Consider the following 1154-nt stretch of genomic DNA (forward strand, 5'->3'; position numbering starts at 1 on the left):
TGAAGTTAACTGTGCTAAAGAAAATAGAGAATTAATCCTTAATGATAAAATAGACAAACAAGGATACGATATTTCTATAGACGGAACAGTTGAAGGCGGTTTGGTTGATGTCGTTGTTGAAGGTAATACTTTAGTTAACGTATCTAAAACTAAAGAGTTAACTCCTGTAACTTGTAAGTATGATACTATATATGGTAACTGTGGAAAGTTAATACCATCGCACGGAGTTCAGTCACAACTTGAACAAATTGTACTCAAAGATAAGGAACAAGATACGAGATTAAATAATGTTGAGTATGTAAATAAGAGACAAGATGTAGTTATGAGTGGTCTTTTAAATGAAGGTGGAGATGGTAGGTTATCTATAGAAGGAGAAGGTAATAGTGTTAAGTTAGAGCATTCTAAAGATGGTGTGTGTGAGGTTGGTAAAGTTGTTGGGAATACATTGGTTAATTTGTTTAGCAACTTAGATATGTCATTGGCAGGAGGTTTTACAGCTATTAGCAATTCGAAATTCAAGCGTACAGCAAAAGGAATGGAATATGGTACGATATTAGTTCCTGTTTCAGAAAAAAACAAATTTACATCAAACGGTAGATATGTAATAATCGCTAATGTAACAAAAAATACTTTAATCGAAAGTGGAGGTACTCAAGCAGCATTCATGTTGCCTACATATAATTATAGTAACAGTGCTATTGAAAACTCTAGTGAGGGTTTTTACTCTTTAAGATTTAGTATAGGTGAAGTTGGCACAAAAATATGTACAGTTAGAATGAAAGATTTTAACAACCCTAGTTATCCAATAAATTATGGTATGAAATTTGAATCCTCTTTTTATGCGACTAGTGGTGAATTAGAGGTTGAAATCACAATGATACCTGTTGATGAAAGTTATAGTCCTGTTATACTAAGTCACTTTGAAGGTATGCAATCATCATTCGAGGACTGTCAAGTTACACAAGCTATGATTGATAATGGCGAAGAGAAAGTAGAGAACTTAGGGAAGTATAAGGCGACTGTGAGTGTGACTGGGAAGAATTTGTTTGATAAAAATTCGACAGATATAATGGTTAATACCCTATTGAAGGAGGATGGTACTTTAATAGGGTATGATGGATATAATGTTACTGGATATATAAAGGTATATAAGG

The 1154-nt window shown here is 33.2% G+C and carries 1 protein-coding gene; it reads left to right on the plus strand.

The window, feature by feature from the left end; all coding sequences use genetic code 11:
* The coding region (locus tag ACRDDY_RS18900) for a hypothetical protein (RefSeq protein WP_438566459.1) at window positions 1-1154 on the plus strand (1154 nt) is incomplete at both ends.

It is taken from the genome of Clostridium sp. (genome assembly GCF_051656525.1).
Taxonomy (GTDB): domain Bacteria; phylum Bacillota; class Clostridia; order Clostridiales; family Clostridiaceae; genus Clostridium.